This window comes from Mycolicibacterium neworleansense, from assembly GCF_001245615.1.
GTDB classification, from domain to species: domain Bacteria; phylum Actinomycetota; class Actinomycetes; order Mycobacteriales; family Mycobacteriaceae; genus Mycobacterium; species Mycobacterium neworleansense.
In genome coordinates this window covers 3,045,661-3,061,253 of the sequence record NZ_CWKH01000001.1, presented here as the reverse complement: position 1 = coordinate 3,061,253, position 15,593 = coordinate 3,045,661, and the positions used below count along the sequence as shown (strand labels likewise).

General features: G+C 67.8%; 18 protein-coding genes. 12 read left to right on the top strand and 6 right to left on the bottom strand.

The genetic code is table 11. From position 1 onward, the window contains the following. Positions 1-5: 5 nt before the first annotated feature. Complete coding sequence (locus BN2156_RS14655) at positions 6-911, bottom strand: class I SAM-dependent methyltransferase (RefSeq protein ID WP_090514993.1); 906 nt, start codon at positions 909-911, stop codon at positions 6-8. A 12-nt stretch (positions 912-923) separates the two neighbouring features. Next, positions 924-1,838 (bottom strand): class I SAM-dependent methyltransferase, encoded by a 915-nt coding sequence (locus tag BN2156_RS14650; protein WP_090514991.1) that lies wholly within the window; start codon positions 1,836-1,838, stop codon positions 924-926. A 312-nt stretch (positions 1,839-2,150) separates the two neighbouring features. Between BN2156_RS14650 and secY the strand changes: the two genes are divergently transcribed. From secY to BN2156_RS14625, 5 genes are all read left to right on the top strand, one after another. Beyond that, positions 2,151-3,476 carry a preprotein translocase subunit SecY gene (gene secY, locus BN2156_RS14645; RefSeq protein WP_090514989.1) on the top strand — a complete coding sequence of 442 codons (1,326 nt, stop codon included), beginning with the start codon at positions 2,151-2,153 and terminating at the stop codon, positions 3,474-3,476. Beyond that, the gene (locus tag BN2156_RS14640) at positions 3,473-4,018 is read left to right on the top strand and encodes an adenylate kinase (protein WP_003883414.1); all 546 of its coding nucleotides are present in this window, start codon (positions 3,473-3,475) and stop codon (positions 4,016-4,018) included. Before secY ends, BN2156_RS14640 begins: the two co-directional genes overlap by 4 nt. Then, on the top strand, positions 4,015-4,812 hold the full coding sequence (map, locus tag BN2156_RS14635) for a type I methionyl aminopeptidase (protein WP_090514987.1): 798 nt from the start codon (positions 4,015-4,017) through the stop codon (positions 4,810-4,812). Before BN2156_RS14640 ends, map begins: the two co-directional genes overlap by 4 nt. Positions 4,813-4,926: 114 nt before the next feature. Then, a complete protein-coding gene (locus BN2156_RS14630) occupies positions 4,927-5,454 on the top strand; it encodes a sigma-70 family RNA polymerase sigma factor (protein ID WP_090514985.1) in 528 nt (175 codons plus the stop codon). Continuing rightward, positions 5,451-6,185, top strand: a complete 735-nt coding sequence (locus BN2156_RS14625; RefSeq protein ID WP_090514983.1) for an anti-sigma factor family protein — start codon at positions 5,451-5,453, stop codon at positions 6,183-6,185. Before BN2156_RS14630 ends, BN2156_RS14625 begins: the two co-directional genes overlap by 4 nt. Before the next feature lie 12 nt (positions 6,186-6,197). Here BN2156_RS14625 and BN2156_RS14620 read toward each other — a convergent pair whose 3' ends face one another. Next, positions 6,198-6,860: a class I SAM-dependent methyltransferase gene (locus BN2156_RS14620; RefSeq protein WP_162490802.1), complete on the bottom strand. Its 663-nt coding sequence runs from the start codon at positions 6,858-6,860 to the stop codon at positions 6,198-6,200. Positions 6,861-7,041: 181 nt separating this feature from the next. On the opposite strand from BN2156_RS14620, the gene BN2156_RS14615 reads away from it, so the two are divergent. The 6 genes from BN2156_RS14615 (at position 7,042) to BN2156_RS14590 (ending at position 12,607) form a co-directional block, all read left to right on the top strand. After that, positions 7,042-8,784 (top strand): thiamine pyrophosphate-binding protein, encoded by a 1,743-nt coding sequence (locus BN2156_RS14615; RefSeq protein ID WP_162490801.1) that lies wholly within the window; start codon positions 7,042-7,044, stop codon positions 8,782-8,784. Further along, positions 8,765-9,445, top strand: a complete 681-nt coding sequence (locus BN2156_RS14610; RefSeq protein ID WP_090514979.1) for an SRPBCC family protein — start codon at positions 8,765-8,767, stop codon at positions 9,443-9,445. The genes BN2156_RS14615 and BN2156_RS14610 overlap by 20 nt, the downstream gene beginning before the upstream one ends. Before the next feature lie 9 nt (positions 9,446-9,454). Further along, the gene (locus tag BN2156_RS14605) at positions 9,455-10,504 is read left to right on the top strand and encodes a 3-oxoacyl-ACP synthase III family protein (protein ID WP_090514977.1); all 1,050 of its coding nucleotides are present in this window, start codon (positions 9,455-9,457) and stop codon (positions 10,502-10,504) included. Beyond that, entirely contained in the window at positions 10,504-11,535 is a 1,032-nt protein-coding gene (locus tag BN2156_RS14600; RefSeq protein ID WP_090514975.1) for a pyridoxal phosphate-dependent aminotransferase, read from the top strand. The genes BN2156_RS14605 and BN2156_RS14600 overlap by 1 nt, the downstream gene beginning before the upstream one ends. Before the next feature lie 71 nt (positions 11,536-11,606). After that, positions 11,607-12,110 carry a MarR family transcriptional regulator gene (locus BN2156_RS14595; protein ID WP_090514973.1) on the top strand — a complete coding sequence of 168 codons (504 nt, stop codon included), beginning with the start codon at positions 11,607-11,609 and terminating at the stop codon, positions 12,108-12,110. 65 nt (positions 12,111-12,175) lie between these two features. After that, entirely contained in the window at positions 12,176-12,607 is a 432-nt protein-coding gene (locus BN2156_RS14590) for a hypothetical protein (protein WP_090514971.1), read from the top strand. Here BN2156_RS14590 and BN2156_RS14585 read toward each other — a convergent pair. Further along, the gene (locus BN2156_RS14585) at positions 12,604-12,987 is read right to left on the bottom strand and encodes a nitroreductase family deazaflavin-dependent oxidoreductase (RefSeq protein WP_090514969.1); all 384 of its coding nucleotides are present in this window, start codon (positions 12,985-12,987) and stop codon (positions 12,604-12,606) included. The two genes, BN2156_RS14590 and BN2156_RS14585, sit on opposite strands and share 4 nt — an antisense overlap. Positions 12,988-13,073: 86 nt before the next feature. Between BN2156_RS14585 and BN2156_RS14580 the strand changes: the two genes are divergently transcribed. Further along, complete coding sequence (locus BN2156_RS14580) at positions 13,074-13,658, top strand: TetR/AcrR family transcriptional regulator (protein ID WP_090514967.1); 585 nt, start codon at positions 13,074-13,076, stop codon at positions 13,656-13,658. Here BN2156_RS14580 and BN2156_RS14575 read toward each other — a convergent pair whose 3' ends face one another. Continuing rightward, positions 13,659-14,870, bottom strand: a complete 1,212-nt coding sequence (locus BN2156_RS14575) for a GAF domain-containing sensor histidine kinase (RefSeq protein ID WP_090514965.1) — start codon at positions 14,868-14,870, stop codon at positions 13,659-13,661. After that, the gene (locus BN2156_RS14570; RefSeq protein ID WP_090514963.1) at positions 14,867-15,529 is read right to left on the bottom strand and encodes a response regulator; all 663 of its coding nucleotides are present in this window, start codon (positions 15,527-15,529) and stop codon (positions 14,867-14,869) included. Before BN2156_RS14570 ends, BN2156_RS14575 begins: the two co-directional genes overlap by 4 nt. Between the last annotated feature and the right edge of the window lie 64 nt (positions 15,530-15,593).

Below are 15,593 nucleotides of genomic sequence, written 5' to 3'. Positions count from 1 at the left end.
TGCTCCTATTCTCGTATCGCGATGACGGCCTGCGAGTTGCGTTGCGGGGCAGCGGCTTCTCCGGTGGGGAAGGGGCGTCCGTATTCGGTGAACAGCTCGGGTCGCCGCCGGGCGGTGACCGACCATCCGCTGCCGGCGAGGTATCCGACGACCGAATTGCGCTCGCCGTCGTACCAGAGGTTGGCCAGGTCGAGTTCGAGGCCGTGTCGACGCCACTGCTCGCTCATCTCGTTGCCGCGCTCGCGCAGATTTGCCGCGATATCGGGGTGGAACTCGGTGGCCAGGCGGCTGCCCGGAGCGCTGAGTGCGGTGATGTCGTCGAACAACCGGTCCTGGGCGTCGGGTGGCAGATAGGCCAGCAGGCCCTCGGCGCTCCACGCACTCGGTGCGGTCGGATCGAAACCCGCAGCCTGCAGGGCCGTGGGCCAGTCTTCACGCAGGTCGATGGCCACGGTGCGGCGTTCAGCGGTGGGGGTGGCCCCGATCTGCGTCATCGTGGCCGTCTTGGCGCCGATCACCTCGGGTTGGTCGATCTCGTACACCACGGTGCCGTCGGGCCAGGGCAGGCGGTAGGCGCGCGAATCCAGACCGGAGGCCAGGATGACCGCCTGCCGGATCCCGGCGTCGCCTACGGCGGCGAGGAAGAAGTCGTCGAAGAACTTCGTCCGGACCGCCATGATCCCGATCATCAACTCGGCGCCGGCGGCCAACTCGCCATCGAGCGCGATCTCGCCGTCGACGAGTTTGGTGAAGAACTCCACCCCGACCGCGCGCACCAACGCCGCCGCATACGGATCGTTGATCAGCGGGTCGGGTTCGGCGCTGGCGATCGCGCGGGCCGCAGCGACCATCGTCGCCGTCGCGCCCACGCTGGAAGCCAGATCCCAACTGTCGGTGTCAGACCGTGCCATCGCGCGCCTCCCTCAGTTCTCGGCGCTGATGTAGAGCACCGACGCCGCGTGGGCCTCGTCCTCGACCGGGGGCAGGCCCGTGCGGATCAGCAGATCGTTCGACGAGATGCCGGTGGTCTTCCAGGCGTGGCCCTCCAGATAGGTCGTCACATCGGCGCGGTCGCCGAGGAAGATCAGCTCGTTGAGGTCCATGTCCAGGCCGTGGGCCCGCCAGCGGTCGGTGAACTCCTGCATGCGGGCCCGGATCGTCTCCTCGTCATTGGTCTCGGTCGCGGGCACGCCCTCGACACCCAGGCGGCTGCCGGGCGCGCTGAGCGCGGTGACCTGGTCGAGCAAACGGTCCTGGGCATCGCCCGGCAGGTAACCCAGCAACCCCTCGGCGATCCACGCCGTCGGCTGGGACGGATCGAAGCCGGCCTCGGCCAGCGCCGCGGGCCAGTCGAAGCGCAGGTCGATCGCCACCGTGCGGCGGTCGGTCGTCGGCACCGCACCCAGGTTCGCCAGGGTGGCGCCCTTGAACTCGATCACCTCGGGCTGGTCGACCTCGTAGACGACGGTGCCCGCCGGCCACGGCAGCCGGTAGGCCCGGGAATCCAGCCCGGCCGCCAGGATCACGGCCTGCCGGATGCCGGCGCGGCATGCGCCGAGGAAGAAGTCGTCGAAGAAGCGGGTGCGGGCGGCCATCCCGTTGGCGAACCGGATCAGGCCTGTCGCGGCTTCCTCGTCCAGACCCTCGGTGGTGAAGTTCTCGTCGGCGAGCTTGGTGAAGAAGTCCATCCCGACGGCGCGCACCAGGGGAGCGGCGAAGGGGTCGTCGATCACCGGATCATCGGCGTTGGTGGCCATCGCGCGCGCTGCCGCAACCATCGTCGCCGTGGCACCCACGCTGGACGCGAGGTCCCACGAATCGTCAGCAGTCCGGGCCATGAATCCCCCTTGTTCAGTCAAAATCAACGTGTTAGTTAGGTGATGTAATGAGCTGCCGCCGACTGTACGCTCCGATTCTGAAGAGAAGCTCTGCTCCGCGGCCCGGCCAGATCCCGGACGGGCGGAGGAGGGTCGACGCGGGTGCATGCCGGGGGTGTTCGGCGGCAACTGTTACTCTCGTAGACTGATTTGACGGCTGAGTCCGCAGGCTGCGCGCCTGCAGGGCGGTCGTACACGACTTGACCATTGACGCTGGCTCCACCAGCCCCATTTGGCACGCCGCGCTGAGAGGTCGGCTGCGCAGGAGGAAGAGTGCTTTCGGCTTTCATCTCATCGCTGCGGACGGCCGACCTCAGACGCAAGATCCTGTTCACGTTGGGCCTGGTGATCCTGTACCGGGCCGGCGCGTCGATCCCGTCTCCGGGTGTCAACTATCCGAACGTCCAGAAGTGCATCGAGCAGGTCAGCGGCGGTGACTCGGCGCAGATCTACTCGCTGATCAACCTGTTCTCAGGTGGTGCGCTGCTGCAGCTGACGGTGTTCGCGGTGGGCGTCATGCCCTACATCACCGCAAGCATCATCGTGCAGCTTCTGGTCGTGGTGATCCCGCGGTTCGAGCAGCTGCAGAAGGAAGGTCAGGCCGGCCAGGCGAAGATGACGCAGTACACGCGTTATCTGTCGATCGCGCTGGCCATCCTGCAGGCCACCAGCATCGTGGCACTGGCCGCCAACGGTGGGCTGCTGCAGGGCTGCAGCCTCGACATCATCCAGGACACTTCGGTCTTCGGCCTCATCGTCATCGTGCTGGTGATGACCGCGGGCGCGGCACTGGTGATGTGGATGGGTGAGCTGATCACCGAACGCGGCATCGGCAACGGCATGTCCCTGCTGATCTTCGCCGGCATCGCGGCCCGGATCCCGTCCGAGGGCCAGACCATCCTGGAGAGCCGTGGCGGCCTGGTGTTCACCGCTGTCGTTGCCGCGACGCTGCTGATCATCGTCGGTGTGGTGTTCGTCGAGCAGGGTCAGCGCCGTATCCCGGTGCAGTACGCCAAGCGCATGGTGGGCCGCAAGATGTACGGCGGCACCTCCACCTACCTGCCGCTCAAGGTCAACCAGGCCGGTGTCATCCCGGTGATCTTCGCGTCGTCGCTGATCTACATCCCGCACCTGATCACCCAGCTGATCCAGAGCGGTAGTTCCAATCCGGGGACCGGTTGGTGGGACAAGTTCGTCGCCGACTATCTGACCAACCCGGCGGACCCCGTCTACATCGCGATCTACTTCGGCCTGATCATCTTCTTCACGTACTTCTACGTGTCGATCACCTTCAACCCCGACGAGCGCGCCGACGAGATGAAGAAGTTCGGCGGATTCATCCCGGGCATCCGTCCCGGCAAGCCGACCGCCGACTATCTGCGGTACGTGCTCAGCCGGATCACCCTGCCCGGTTCGATCTACCTGGGTGTGATCGCCGTTCTGCCCAACGTGTTCCTGCAGATCGGCAACACGGGCTCGGTACAGAATCTGCCGTTCGGCGGAACCGCGGTTCTCATCATGATCGGTGTCGGTTTGGACACCGTGAAGCAGATCGAGAGCCAGCTCATGCAACGCAACTACGAAGGGTTCCTGAAGTGAGAGTCGTTCTACTCGGACCGCCCGGCGCGGGCAAAGGCACGCAGGCAGAGAAGCTGTCCGAGAAGCTCGGCATCCCGCAAATCTCCACCGGGGACCTGTTCCGCAAGAACATCGGTGACGGAACCCCGCTCGGCCTGGAGGCCAAGCGTTACCTGGACGCCGGCGATCTGGTGCCGGCCGAGCTGACGAACCGCCTCGTCGAAGACCGCATCGATCAGGCTGACGCGGCCGACGGATTCATCCTCGACGGCTACCCGCGCTCGGTCGAGCAGGCCGGCGCGCTCAAGGACATGCTTGCCGCCCGCAACACCAAGCTCGACGCCGTGGTGGAGTTCCAGGTGTCCGAGGACGAGCTGCTGACCCGCCTCAAGGGCCGCGGCCGCGCCGACGACACCGACGAGGTCATCCGCAACCGCATGAAGGTCTACCGCGACGAGACCGAGCCGCTGCTGGAGTACTACCGCGACGACCTGAAGACCGTGGATGCGGTGGGCGCCCTCGACGAGGTGTTCGCCCGCGCGTTGCACGCACTGGGTAAGTGATCGGATTGCCGGGGTTGCGCAAGCGCAAGGTCGTTGCGCAGCGCACCGCCGGAGAGTTGGACGCGATGGCGGTGGCCGGGGCACTCGTCGCCTCGGCGCTGCGCGCGGTGCGCGACACCGCCGCACCGGGAGTGTCCACACTCGAACTGGACCAGATCGCCGAATCCGTCATCCGCGACGGTGGCGGCACCCCGTCGTTCCTCGGGTACCATGGATTCCCGGCCAGTATTTGCGCATCGGTCAATGACCGTGTGGTGCATGGCATTCCGTCGGCCGGCGAGAAATTGGCCGCCGGGGATCTGGTGTCCATCGACTGCGGCGCGATCGTCGACGGCTGGCACGGCGACTCCGCCGTCACCTTCGGGATCGGTGCGCTCATCGCCGCCGACGAAGCCCTTTCTGCGGCAACGAAATCCGCCATGGAGGCCGGTATCGCCGCGATGCTGCCCGGAAACCGGCTCACCGATGTCTCGCACGCGATCGAGGTCGAGACCCATGCTGCCGAGGCCCGCCACGACCGCAAGTACGGGATCGTCGACGGCTACGGCGGCCACGGCATCGGCCGGCAGATGCACATGGACCCGTTCCTGCCCAACGAGGGCTCACCCGGGCGGGGCCCGTACCTGCAGCCGGGTTCGGTCCTGGCGATCGAACCCATGCTCACCCTCGGCACCACCGAGACCGTGATCCTCGACGACGACTGGACCGTCGTCACCGCCGACGGCACCCGCGCCGCGCACTGGGAGCACACCGTCGCCGTCACCGAAGACGGCCCGCGAATCCTCACACAGTAATTAACGCCAGCAATCACTACCTGAAACGCGCGCCAACTCTGGTGCAAGCCTGCGCGCAAAGGTAGTAATTGAACCGGATTGCCACCCACGTCGTATCACAGGCGGAGGTTGGGAATGGATGATCCGGAGGCCGCCATGATGCGGGTGCTCTACGACGAGCACGCTGCCGCGCTGTGGCGCTACGCCCTGCGACTCACGGGTGACCGTGCGCGCGCCGAGGACGTGGTGCAGGAGACGCTGCTGCGTGCATGGCGTCACCCCGATGTCACCGCCGATACCGACCGGTCCGCGCGGGCCTGGTTGTTTACCGTGGCGCGAAACATGATCATTGATGAACGCCGGAGTGCTCGGTTTCGCAATGAGACCGGGGTGGCCGATCCCGAGCAGGTGGCAGACCACTCCGGGGCTGCCGCCACTCCCGACCAGGTGGACAACGCCTTGGACCGAATACTGCTGAGCACGGCGCTGAGCCAACTGTCCGACGAACATCGGGCCGTGGTCCGCCGGGCCTACTACCAGGGCTGGACCACCGGCCAGATTGCCGACGACCTGCACATACCCGAGGGAACCGTGAAATCACGGCTGCACTACGCGGTCCGCGCGTTACGACTGAACCTGCAAGAGATGGGGGTGACACGATGACACAGTTCGGTGTACCCCACGTCCCCGATCCGGTTGAATTCGACCGCTACCGGACCTGGGATGCGGCCTACGTTCTGGGATCGCTCGACAGCTCCGAGCGACGCGAGTATGAGGCCCATCTGGAGGGCTGCGAGCGGTGCCGCTCCGCGGTGGCCGAGTTGAGCGGGATGCCCGCGCTGCTGGCCATGCTCGACCTCGACGAGGTGCTGGCCCTGGAATCCGAACAGCCGGATCCGCCGCTGCGGCCCGAGGTGCTGGAGTCCGTGCTGGCCAAGGTCAGCTGGCGGCGGCGCCGCTCGCGGTGGATCACCACCGCGGCCGTGGGTGTGGCCGCGGCGCTGCTGGCGCTCGCCGTGGTGGTCGGTATCCGTCCCGAGGTGTTCGGCCTACACAGCGGCACCGATCAGCAGAGCGCGCAGATGCTGGCGATGAACAAGGTCTCCGATACGCCGATCAACGCCAGCATCGCGATGACCAGTTACTCCTGGGGCACCCGGATCGACATGGCCTGCAGTTACGGGAGCTGGGGCAAGCAGGATGCGCCCCCGCAGAACCTGGGCATGGTGGTGATCGGCCGGGACGGTAGCCGCAACGAGGTCGCGACGTGGCTCGGGTTGTCCGGCGCCACCGCGCTGCCCAGCGGCAACACCCAGATGCCGATGGCGGATATCGCTGCGGTGCAACTGGTTACCTCCCCTGAAGGCAAGGTGCTGCTGGAAAAGCAGCTCTGAGGGATATCGCGCTCAGCCGTCCTTGTGGGCACTGAGCAGGAAGCCGGGCATGGTGATGTGCCCGGCACCGTCCCGCTCCACGCCGGGCAGTGACGCCGGCCCGCCGGCGGCCGGGGTGTCGTTGCCGTACAGCTTGGCCGGGCGCACCTCGTCGACGGTCCAGCAGGTGGCCACCGTATCGCGCAACTCGTCGGCGGTGAAGCCGGTCGGTCCCGGGGTGGTGCCGCCGAAGGGCCGGGTCGCGAAGGCCAGGATGAACAGCACCGCGCCCGGTGCCGAGGCGCGGTGGATCGCCCGGATGTAGGACTGGCGCCCCTCGATCGGCAGGGCGTGCAGCAGCCCGCTGTCCAGCACGGTGTCGAAGCGGCCGTCGTAACCGCCGAAGTCGGTCATGTCGGCCTGCGCGAAAGTAACTGTGGTCAGGCCCTGTTCGGCCGCGGTGGCGGCCGCCGCGGCCACCGCCGTGGCGCTGGCATCGAGCCCCACCACGTGGTACCCCTTGGCCGCCAGCGCCAGGGACAAGGCAGCGTGGCCGCAGCCCGAGTCGAGGACCTCGCCGTGCACCTTGCCCTGCTCGATCAGGCGGGCGAGCTCGGGCTGTGGTTCCCCGATGCTCCACGGCGGCGGGGTGTCCTGCCGGTAGGCCGCGTCCCAATCCATATACGGCTGTGTCACCTGATGCCTCCGATCGTGGTCGAGCCGGCCCCTGGGCCTTTCCCTCCACTATGCCCAGTTCTACCGAGACCGGCTGGGCGTCTCCTGGGGTGTGGCAGGGAGTTTCCAAAAATCCGTGCCCGCGGTGAACCCGGGAATCCCACCGGTCGTGTCAATTGCAGAGCACGGAAGTAGGTGACACATGGTCAAGGCGCACAGGGTGGTGGACCACATCGTCGGCTATCTGGCCGCCAATGGCGTCTCGCACATCTTCGGTGTCGACGGTGCCAACATCGAAGATCTGTACGACGCGGCGCACTTCTGTGACGACCTCACCGCGGTTCTGGCCAAGCACGAATTCTCCGCTGCCACAATGGCGGACGGATACAGCCGCAGCGGCGCCGGGATCGGCGTGGTGGCGGCGACGTCAGGCGGTGGCTGCCTGAACACCGTGCCGGGACTGGCCGAGTCGCTGGCCAGCCGGGTGCCCGTGCTGGCCCTGATCGGGCAGGCGCCGACGACACTCGACGGCCGCGGCGCCTTCCAGGACACCAGTGGTGAAAACGGAAGCCTCGACGGGCACGCCTTGTTCTCGGCGGTCTCGCTGTACTGCCGCCGGGTGCTGACACCCGCGGACATCCTGACCGCGCTGCCCGACGCGCTGGCCGCCGCTCGCACCGGCGGGCCCGCGGTGTTGTTACTGCCCAAGAACATTCAGCAGGCCGATCTGGGGGAGCCGGCTGCGCGCAACGGCAGCGGTGTCGCCAGGAGCGAGGCGGTACGGCATGGTGATCTCGGCGTGCTCGAGCAGGCCCTGCGCCGGGTCGACGGCTCGATCACCATCATCGCCGGCGAGCAGGTGGCGCGCGACGATGCCCGTGCCGAACTGGAACAGCTGCGGGCCACCCTGCGGGCGCGGGTGGCCACGGTGCCCGATGCCAAAGACGTGGCGGGCACCCCGGGGCTCGGCTCATCCTCGGCACTAGGGGTAGCCGGCGTGATGGGCCATCCCGGAGTGTCCGTCGCCGCAGCGCAGAGCGCACTGTGTCTGCTCGTCGGCACCCGCATGACGGTGACCGCCCGGGCAGGTCTCGACAGCGTGCTGGGTGCGGTGGCGACCTACTCGATCGGCGCCCAGGTGCCCTACCCGTCGTGCGCCCACGTGCATTCCGGCGACCTGCGCGAGTCGTTGGCGCAACTGACCCGGGCGCTGTCCGGTCCCGGGCGCCCCACCCAGGTCAGGGTGCCGGATACGGTGCCGCACACCGAACTGCGACCACCGGCGCACGACGGGCCGGGAATCCGCTACCGCGACGCGATGGCCGTGCTCGACGGTGCCCTGCCCGACGGCACCGACATCGTCGTCGACGCGGGCAACGTCGGGGCCTCGGCCATCCACTATCTGCCGGCCCGGCGCGACGGCCGCTTCATGGTCGCGCTCGGCATGGGCGGGATGGGCTACAGCTTCGGTGCCGGCATCGGGATGACGTTTCACCGAGCCTCGGCCGTCGGCGCTGTGCCCAACCGCCGCACCGTGGTGATCGCCGGTGACGGCTCATTCTTCATGCACGGCATGGAGATTCACACCGCACTGCAGTACCGGCTGCCGATCACCTTCGTGCTGTTCGACAACCACGCGCACGCCATGTGCGTCACCCGCGAACAGCTGTTCTACGACGATCGATACTCCTACAACAGGTTCGGCCCGAGCCGGCTGGGCGCCGGCCTGGCGGCGATGTTCCCCGGCCTTCCCGCGTACGACGTCACCGAGTCCCGGCACCTGCCCCAGGCGCTGGGCATGGCGCTGGACACCGACGGTCCGTCGGTGCTCAGCATCGAATGTTCAGCCGACGAAATCCCGCCGTTCGCAGCATTTCTCACCCCCGCTGACAGCACCCCTTCGATCGCACAGGAGAACAGGTCCCATGTCACTGCCCGCACTTGAAGACATCACGGCCCATCGGGCCACCCGCACCCCGCTGGACGGACTGATCCGCATCGAGACCTCGCCCAAGGAGCAGGCCACTCCGATCATCATGGACATGATGCGGTCGGTCTACCCGCACGACCAGGTGTTCGGTGAGTACTGCACGGTCAACGACTACATCGAGTGCCCACCCGAAGAGCTGTTCGACTACCTGTCCGACACCCGCTGCCTGGAGGAGTGGACCTACAGCCTGCGCGGTTTCACCCAGACCGAGGAGCCCGGGCTGTGGCTGGCCCACGACCGGCTCGGCGCCGGGCCGTCGGGACCGGGCAGCGAGATCTACACCCGCACCGTGGCCAACCGCGACGCACTCACCGTGGACTACCACTGCGCCTGGGATCAGGGCAAGCATCTGTGGATGATCTACCTGATGCGCATCGTCGACGCGCAGGTGGTGCTGGACAAGCCGGGATCGGTTGTGCTGTGGACGAATTGCCACCATCCGTTCTACGACGAGAACCCCTACCCGGAGACCGCGCCCCCGGCGCGGCCGGTCTGGGTGGGCGACTTCTGGGACATGTTCGGCCCCGGCCACCTGCTGGAACTGCGAAACCTCAAGGCGATCGCCGAATACCGGCACCGCAACGGTCTGCCGGTCACCCCGGCCTGGATGAAGTGAGGCCCCACCATGATCGAGACGACTCCCGTCAGCCTCATCGACCTGTCCACCTATCTGCCCGGCGACCCGATCAGCGCCGAGTACTACGCGGGGTTCGCCGAGACCGATGAGCTGGCCGACAACGTGATGTTCCGGGCACCGCGGTTCCGCCATCATGTGGGGCCCGAGGAGACCGCGATCGACATGGTCGAGCGGGCCGCCGCCGGGTTGATCGAGCGGCACGGTGCCGACGCCATCACCGGGGCAGACGTGTTGATCACCCATACCCAACTGCCCGACATGCCGTTCTACGGCGGCGGTGGCGGCATGGCGCACCGGCTGGGGATGAAACCCAACTGGGTGATCGACCTGCACAACGGCGGGTGCGCGGCCTTCGTCCTCGGGCTCAAGGTGGCCCGCACGCTGTTGAGCGCGGGAGAGGGCCGGACCGCGGTGATCGCGATCGCCCAGAACTCCGCCGGCCAGGTCTTCGATCAGGAGACCATCCGGCGCAAGGCGCAGGCGGCGGTTCCCGGAGACGGCGCTGCGGTGGCGCTGGTGACGCTGTCTGACCAGTCCCCGATCCTCGACATCGAATGCCGTACCTACGGGGAGTACGCGGGTGACATGACCGTCGTGATGGATCCGCCGCGCAAATGGTGGCAGGCCGGCCCGGGGGAGGCGTGCATCGGCTTCACCGAGAGCAAGATCACCAAGGTGCTGGCCCGGGGCAACCGGCAGGTCCCCGAGGTGTCCTATACCGTCTGCGACCGGATCGGTGTGCAGCCCAAGGACATCGACCTGTTCGTCACCAATCAGCCCAACCGGGTGTTCCTGCGGAACTGGCGCGACGCGCTGGAACTGCCCGCCGAGCGTCACGTCGACACCTTTGACGAATGTGGGAACCTTTTCGCCGCAGGCATTCCGGTCAATCTCGACCGGGCCGTCACCGGCGGGCGGGTGAAGGCCGGCGACACCGTGCTGATGGCCGCCTTCGCCCACGCCGGTGACTTCGCCGGGGCCGCCGCCGTCCGGTGGGGTGGCCGGGCCGGTAACACCGCCGACCTGGGGAACGTGTGATGGTGGCACCGCGCACCGCACTGTCTGACGTGGTCGGCGCGCTGCCGCAGGCGGTGAACCCGTTGGCGCTGTCGCTCAACGAATGCCCGTTCCCGCCGCTGCCCGCGGTGCGCTCGGCGCTGCGCGCGTGCGACGAGGCCGCGAACCGGTACCCGGAATTCCTCCCGCAGCGGTTGCGCTCGCTGATCGCCGGTCACGACGGCGTGGCCGAGGAGCAGGTGATCGTCGGCGCCGGTGCCACCGGGGTGATCATGCAGGTGCTGCATGCGGTGACCAGTCCGGGCGACACCATGGTGATGGCGGAGCCCACCTTCGACGGATATCCGATCTTCGCGCAGATGGCGCGGTTGCGGACGGTGACGGTTCCGCTCGATGCGCACGGCCACCACGATCTGGATGCGATGGCCGAGGCCGCGAAGGGCGCCAGGGTGGTGGCGGTCTGCCGGCCGCACAACCCGACGGGCACCGTCGAACCGTCTGGTGCGATCGAGCGCTTCCTGACCAGGCTTCCCGAGGACACCGTTGTGTTGCTGGACGAGGCCTACGTGGAATTCCTGACCGCCGAACAGCGCATCGACGGACCGAGCCTGGTGGCCCGGTTCGGCAATGTCGTGGTGGTGCGGACCTTTTCGAAGGCCTACGGCTTGGCCGGCCTGCGGATCGGCTACGGGTTCTGCGCCCCCGATCTCGCCCGTCAGCTGTGGCAGATGCAGCTGCCGTTCGGCATTGGGCTCAGCGCCCAGGTGGCCGTCGCCGCCTCCTACGATGCGGAAAACCAGCTACGCCAACGTATCCGGATGATCGCCGCGGAACGGCGCTATCTGCAGATGCGATTGCGGGCGCTCGGCGTGTACAGCACCGACGGGCAGGCCAACTTCCTCTACCTGCCCGGCGGGTACCGGCGATGGCCGGAGGTGTTCGACGGCACCGGACTTCAGGTCCGCCATTACGCCGACGGCGGAGTGCGGATCACCGTCGGATCGAGGCAGTCCACCCGTGCGGTGCTGGGGGCGGTGACGGCGGCCGCCTGAAGCGCAGGCGCGGCCGGGGTCGATGCGTGCATCGCTGCCCGGCGCCGCGCGGCGATGCGGTAAGAAGAGGCGTGCCCTCGCCAACAGACAAGCGTGACCCCATCGCGCAGGCCCGCGCGAACTGGGAGGCCGCCGGATGGGGCGATGTGGCCGGCGGCATGGTCGCGGTGACGTCGGTGATGCGTGCCCACCAGATCCTGCTGGCCCGGGTGGAGTCCGCACTGCGGCCTTACGATCTGAGCTTCTCGCGGTTCGAACTGCTGCGTCTGCTGGCGTTCAGCCGGGCCGGTGCGCTGCCGATCACCAAGGCCTCCGATCGTTTGCAGGTACACGTCACCAGCGTCACGCACGCCATCCGCCGCCTGGAGGCCAATGGTCTGGTGGAGCGGATCCCGCACCCCACCGATGGTCGCACCACGCTGGTGCAGATCACCAAGCTGGGGCGCTCGACCGTCGAGGACGCCACCGTGACCCTCAACGAGCAGGTGTTCGCCGACGTCGGGATGTCGGATGAGGAGTCGCAGGCCCTCGTGGCGTCGATCGAGACGCTGCGCCGACATTCCGGGGATTTCTGAGGCGGGTTTCCGATCCGCCCGGTGTGGACACCACTACCCTCGAAACCAGCTGAGGGGAGAGCCGTATGAACGCCAAGCGGGCGGGTGCGGCGCTGGGCGCCGTCGCTGTTGTGTTGATGGCGGCCTGCAGTAGCACGACGGCGGGGGTTGCCACCGCACCCGATGACGTCACGCCGTTCACGTCAGCGTCGAAGGCGCCCAAGCGAACTGCCGCGCAGAGTCCCAAGCCGGGATCCCCGCGCGGTTCGGCCGGCTTGCCGCCGGAAGCGTTCGCCGAGGTCCGGGCCGCGGGCATTCAGGGTTCCGACAGCGCCATCGGGGATCAGCTGATGATGGCCTGCATCATGGCCGGCGGCAGCTTCAACAAGACCAAACAGGATGTCGTGGATGTGCTGACCCAGATGGGCAGCAAGCTCCCGCCCGATGCACTGATGACGATCGTGAACGTGGCGCTCAAGTACGAGTGCCCGGAGCTGGCCGGGAAACTCGGCGGTTAGTCCAGGGTCTTCAGGCTGAGAAACTCCGGGGCCTTGATGACCCGGCGCAGCATGAACCGGATGAACGCCGGCATGTCCGTGGCGTTCTCGTCGCGGTAGACCTCAGGTGCGGTGAGCTGGTACCGACGGCGTCGGGCCTCCAGTTCACACCCGCCGGCGGCCAGCACATTGCGCACCCAGTCGGCCTGTGAGCCGTAGGTCAGGGCGATGACGAATCCGTGTGGCCGGCGAAAGGCCCACAGCGGTGTCCGGAAGGTCCGGCCGGACTTGCGTCCCCGGTGGATGACGACGGCCCAGCCGGGCGCCCATGGGGCGATGAACCGGGTGAGCTGATTCAGGCCGATCTTGTTGGCTCGGGCGACCCAGCGCGGAGCGGGCATCGGATAACTCCTCAAGTGTGGAATTAATGATTTCGAGCCTAGACCTGGCCAGATCAAGAAGTCAACGGCTGTAGAATTTCGGGACTATGCCGCCACGTGGACGACGCCCGGGCCGGCCCGGCACCCGTGCGGAGCTGGTCGCCATTGCCCGGCGCATGTTCGCCGCGGGCGGGTACGACAAGACCTCCCTGCGCGACATCGCGGCCGCCGCGAGCGTGGATCCGGCCCTGATCCGGCACTATTTCGGCAGCAAGGCCGAGCTGTTCCGGGCCACCGTGGGCTGGCCCTTCGACCCAGGGCAGCTCCGCGGACGCATCCTCGACGACGGCCCGTCCGGCCTGGCCGAACGGCTCACGCGGGCCTTCTTCGAACTCTGGGAGGATCCTGAAACCCGCGCGCCCCTGCTTGCGATCCTGCGCGGCGCGGCTACCCACGAGGAATCGGCCGCCCTGGTCCGCCAGTTCATCGAGCAGCGGCTCTACCCGCAGATCGCCACCGCGCTCACCGGTGCCGACGCCGAACTACGGGTCGACCTCGCGATGGGGCAGCTGCTCGGCATCGCCTATCTGCGCCACATCCTGCGGATCGAACCGATCGCCTCGCAGTCGACCGAGGAGCTGATCGCGCACGCGGTGCCCGCCGTGCGCGTGCACTTGGGTGAGCACGGCTGACTACTCGATCACCGAGGGCAGCGGAATGACCGCCGTCACCGTGGTCCCCGCACCCGGCCGCGACCGGATGTGCAGCCGGCCACCGACGATCTCGGCCCGCTCCGCCATCGAAAGCAACCCGTACCCGCCCATCTCGTCACTACCCAACGGATGCTCGAACGTGTCGAAACCTTTTCCGTCATCGACGATTTCGAGTCGGGCCACTCCGTCCTCGACGGAGAAGGTGAGCCGGGCCCGGTCTGCTTCGGCGTGTTTGACCACGTTCTGCAGGCACTCCTGGGCGATCCGGTACAGGGCCAGCTCGATGTGGTCGGGCACCCGGGTCTCGGCGAGATCGACATCGATCGGGATGCGCGGGATCGAGCGGGCCAGGCTCGCCAGCCCGCCGGACAAGCCGAGATCGTCGAGGACCGGCGGCCGCAGCCCGCTGATCGCGGCCCGCGCCTCCTGCAACGTCAGCGCGACCAGCTCACGCGCGGCCGCGAGCTGTTCGGCCACCGCCTGCGGCTCGACCGCGCGGGCCGCGGCGTCGAGCCGGTAGGACAGTGTCACCAACCGCTGGGAGATGCCGTCGTGAATGTCGCCGGCCAACCGGCGTCGCTCGATCTCCTGTGCCTGGATGACCTGCTCGACGAAGTTCTCGTGCGCCCGCTCGCGTGCGACCAGCTGGCGGTGCAACCGGGCCTGGTGCAACGCCCCGGCGATGAGCCGCCCGATCACCAGCAGCAACTCCACGTCGCGCGGGGTGAACTCGCGGCGTTCGACGGTGTGCACGTTGAGCACCCCGACCAGCCCACCCGGGCCGGTCTCCATCGGGACCGACACCATCGAGGTGAAGTCGCGTCCGCGCAGCGACTCGAACGGCTTGTAGCGGTGGTCGGATTCCTTGTCGTGGCTGATCACCACGGGCTGGCGGTGGCTGGCCACCCAACCGGAGATGCCCTGGCCGAGCGGCAGCCGGATCTTGCCGATCTCTGCATCGAACGGCGGTGTGGCCCCGGCCAGCGTCAGGGCCCGATCCGAATCGTCGAGGACGTGCACGAAGCACACGTCGGTGGCGGTGGCCTCGGTGATCATCCGGGCTGCGGCTGCCGCCAGCGGCTCGACCCCCGGGCCGCTTGAGGCAGCCCGGATCAGCTCACGCAGCAGGGCCAGCTCCCGGTCGGCGGTGAGATCGATCGGGCCGAGTTCGCGCGCGGGCCGGTCGGTCATTGGTAGATGCCTTCCCGCAACGCGGTCGCCACCGCGCCGGCCCGGTCACTGACCCCGAGCTTGCGGTAGATGGAGCGTAGGTGGGTCTTCACGGTTTCCTCACCGATCACCAGTTTGTTGGCGATTCCGCGGTTGGACAGGCCGGCGACGACGAACGACAGGATCTCGCTCTCGCGCTGGGTCAGCCCCTGCCGCACCCCGGGCCAGAACTCGTCGCGCTGCAGCCGGGCGGCGGTACCGGCCGCGCGGGCGGCCATCCCCGGATCGATCGCGGTCTGGCCGCTGTGGGCGAATTCGAGCTGACGCACGAGCTCGTCGCTGCTGATGCTCTTGAGCAGATATCCGGCCGCACCCACCCGCAGCGCCTGGAACAGGTACTGCTCGTCGTCATAGACGGACAGCATGACCACTTTGCGGTCCGGATCCCGCTCCCGCAGCGTCCGGCACAGGTCCAGGCCGCTGGAACCTTCCATGCGTACGTCGCACAGCACGATGTCGGGATCCAGCGTCTCGATCACGTTCAGCGCGCGCTCGGCGCCGACCGCCTGGCCGACCACCTCGACCCGGTCGTTGAACGCAGCAAGCATGGCCTTGAGACCCTCGATGACCATTTCATGGTCGTCGACCAGCACAAGGCGCACCGGTGTGGAGGGCGCCATGGCATCACCCTAGAGGTGGAGACGGCATTGCGAGGGCAGGGCAGATCAACACCAACTCCTTTAA

What these genes read in the sequence shown, in the direction of transcription:
- BN2156_RS14590 (WP_090514971.1), top strand. Translation starts at nt 12,176, where the DNA reads ATGAACGCCAAGCGGGCGGGTGCGGCGCTGGGCGCCGTCGCTGTTGTG.
- BN2156_RS14610 (WP_090514979.1), top strand. Translation starts at nt 8,765, where the DNA reads ATGTCACTGCCCGCACTTGAAGACATCACGGCCCATCGGGCCACCCGC.
- BN2156_RS14580 (WP_090514967.1), top strand. Translation starts at nt 13,074, where the DNA reads ATGCCGCCACGTGGACGACGCCCGGGCCGGCCCGGCACCCGTGCGGAG.
- BN2156_RS14650 (WP_090514991.1), bottom strand. Translation starts at nt 1,838, where the DNA reads ATGGCCCGGACTGCTGACGATTCGTGGGACCTCGCGTCCAGCGTGGGT.
- BN2156_RS14615 (WP_162490801.1), top strand. Translation starts at nt 7,042, where the DNA reads ATGGTCAAGGCGCACAGGGTGGTGGACCACATCGTCGGCTATCTGGCC.
- BN2156_RS14630 (WP_090514985.1), top strand. Translation starts at nt 4,927, where the DNA reads ATGGATGATCCGGAGGCCGCCATGATGCGGGTGCTCTACGACGAGCAC.
- BN2156_RS14585 (WP_090514969.1), bottom strand. Translation starts at nt 12,987, where the DNA reads ATGCCCGCTCCGCGCTGGGTCGCCCGAGCCAACAAGATCGGCCTGAAT.
- BN2156_RS14575 (WP_090514965.1), bottom strand. Translation starts at nt 14,870, where the DNA reads ATGACCGACCGGCCCGCGCGCGAACTCGGCCCGATCGATCTCACCGCC.
- BN2156_RS14655 (WP_090514993.1), bottom strand. Translation starts at nt 911, where the DNA reads ATGGCACGGTCTGACACCGACAGTTGGGATCTGGCTTCCAGCGTGGGC.
- BN2156_RS14625 (WP_090514983.1), top strand. Translation starts at nt 5,451, where the DNA reads ATGACACAGTTCGGTGTACCCCACGTCCCCGATCCGGTTGAATTCGAC.
- BN2156_RS14570 (WP_090514963.1), bottom strand. Translation starts at nt 15,529, where the DNA reads ATGGCGCCCTCCACACCGGTGCGCCTTGTGCTGGTCGACGACCATGAA.
- BN2156_RS14600 (WP_090514975.1), top strand. Translation starts at nt 10,504, where the DNA reads ATGGTGGCACCGCGCACCGCACTGTCTGACGTGGTCGGCGCGCTGCCG.
- BN2156_RS14605 (WP_090514977.1), top strand. Translation starts at nt 9,455, where the DNA reads ATGATCGAGACGACTCCCGTCAGCCTCATCGACCTGTCCACCTATCTG.